Origin of the sequence: Paraburkholderia podalyriae, assembly GCF_014397785.1 — a bacterium.
GTDB classification, from domain to species: domain Bacteria; phylum Pseudomonadota; class Gammaproteobacteria; order Burkholderiales; family Burkholderiaceae; genus Paraburkholderia; species Paraburkholderia podalyriae.
In genome coordinates this window covers 1-2,139 of sequence record NZ_VZQQ01000194.1, presented here as the reverse complement: position 1 = coordinate 2,139, position 2,139 = coordinate 1, and the positions used below count along the sequence as shown (strand labels likewise).

The window sequence follows — 2,139 nt, the reverse complement described above, 5'->3', positions numbered from 1 at the left end:
CGATACAATCGCAACTGGCGCCTTGAAAAGCTGGGCTTCAAATCACCCCTCGAAGCCCGTCAGGAACGGCTGATGAAGCTGGCCGCCTGAGTTGCAAGAGCGTGTCCAAACAACCGGAGCCGGTACAGAACTTGCGATAGCCGTGGTAGCGCAGATAGCTCGCGCTCGCCGTAGCGGCGGCGGCCGATCTGGTATGGGCCTCTGCGAACGCCGCTTCTCTGCTCTACGTGACGGCTCAACTACGCAAGACGGCAATGCCTACTCCCGTCGTCCTAAAGGACATCCGCGAGAACGCCCTGCAAGCCATCCTCACCACTGAATCGAAAGGCTGATCATCATGAGAATTCTGGTCGCCGGAGGTACAGGTCTTCTCGGAGGCCGCCTGATCCCGAAACTAGTGGAGAATGGCGATCAAGTGTTTGCCCTCGCGCGCTCGGTGTCTTCCCACGCGAAACTTCGAGCATTGGGCGCATTCCCCGTCGAAGGTGATCTGGAAAGTGAGGTGCCGCTATCGTTACCTTCAGTGGGCGCCGTCGTGCACGCAGCAGCACTGTTCCGGTTCTCTGGCCCCCGGGAGCCGTTCTTCAAAACTAATGTAGGAGGGCACTGCCAAGCTTCTGGCGTCGGCCGAGAAAGCCGGGGCAACGACCTTCGTCCATATCAGCGCGGCGGGAACCGGCCGTTCAATTCGCGATGGTGAAGTGTTGCTTAGCGGCCATAGCGGTCATCCAACTGTCATGCGTCCCGGTCGCTCCTTGTTGCCGGGGAAGCACAAGCGGAGTCAAAATTCGGTGCGGGGTCTTCGGTTTCCGGACTCTGCGCTCGCTCTATTTCGGTCGCCTCGGTCAATGAAAAGGTCGGTGCCTGTCTCAGAGTTGCAGGAGCTTGTGCTCTCCAACCTGTCTCCTAGCTCAGCGCAAAAGCGACATGCGTTATGGATCGTGCTCGTGCTGGTCGTCGGCTTTGTTATCGTGGCCGGCCCGTTTTCGGCACGCCCGCTGCCGCGGATCGATGCCCTAGTCCCTATCTTCGGCACTGCGATTTTCGTCAACGACTCGATCACCGCGGCCTTACTCTTCGGGCAGTTTTCCATCCTGCGTTCGCGAGCGCTCCTCGCCCTGGCAAGCGGCTATCTGCTGAGCGGGCTTCTCGCGATCCCAGATGCTCACTTCCCCGGGCATATTTGCGCCGGGAGGCCTGCTGGGCGCCGGCCTTCAAAGTGCGACTTGGATCTATATTCTGCGGCACGCGGGCTTCGCTCTGTTCGTGATCGCCTATGCCCTGCTGAAGGATTCGGATCCGGTCAAATGGCCTTCGCAAGGCTCGACGCGTACGGCAATCGTCGCTAGCGTCGGGTTAGTCGTTGCGCTCGCCTGTGGCACGACAGTTCTGGTTACCGCCAGCAACGCGTTCATGCCCCGCGTCATGCTTGACATGACGCAGTTTTCCGATCTCTGGGTCTATGTGGCGGCACCAACCACGGCATTGTTCGTCCTTGCGCTTGTCTTGCTCTGACGGCGGCACCGCTCGATCCTCGACCTCTGGTTGATGGTGGTTGTGTGCACCTACATCATACAGATTCCCACACCTTTCCCTGTCCAGGCCCGCTTCGACCTCGGCTGGTATGTCAGGCGAGTCTACGCCTTGCTTTCCGGCAGTCTCGTGTTGGTCATGCTGCTCAAAGAAATAACGATGTTGTACGCCCAGCTCCTCCACGCGGTGCTCGCGCAACGTCGCGAACAGGCGGTGCGGTCGGTGACCGGCGAGGTGGTATCGGCTTCAATTGCGCACGAGGTCAAGCAGCCCTTGTCGGCGATGCTCACGAATGCCGATGCGGCCCTGCGCTGGCTTGATCGCTCGGCGCCCGCTGTTGATAACGCCAGGGCCGCATTAGAACGAATTTCGACCGATGGGCATCGTGCGGGTGCAATCATCGACAATATCCGGGCGCTCTTCCCGAAGGATGCGCGGACATGGAGTTCGCTCGATGTCAACGATCTAATCGGTGACGCCAGGGCTGTTAACTTCCGTCCGACCGTGTTAACTTTGTGACCGTCCAAACAAGACGGCGGGAACAGGGATGATATTCGGAGGCGTATTTTCGGAGCTGCGTGACGCACGCCGGGCGCAGGGCAAGCG

2 protein-coding genes and 1 pseudogene are annotated in these 2,139 nt (G+C 59.8%); all 3 read left to right on the top strand.

Annotated features, from left to right (window positions below; all coding sequences use genetic code 11):
• Window positions 1–337 precede the first annotated feature (337 nt).
• Entirely contained in the window at window positions 338–700 is a 363-nt protein-coding gene (locus F6X42_RS46275; protein ID WP_222945936.1) for an NAD-dependent epimerase/dehydratase family protein, read from the top strand.
• 37 nt (window positions 701–737) lie between these two features.
• Window positions 738–1,515 (top strand): annotated as a pseudogene (locus tag F6X42_RS46660) (MASE4 domain-containing protein).
• A 33-nt stretch (window positions 1,516–1,548) separates the two neighbouring features.
• Window positions 1,549–2,052, top strand: coding sequence for a histidine kinase dimerization/phospho-acceptor domain-containing protein (locus tag F6X42_RS42390; protein ID WP_246530559.1), 504 nt, complete (start codon window positions 1,549–1,551; stop codon window positions 2,050–2,052).
• The last annotated feature ends 87 nt before the right edge of the window (window positions 2,053–2,139 follow it).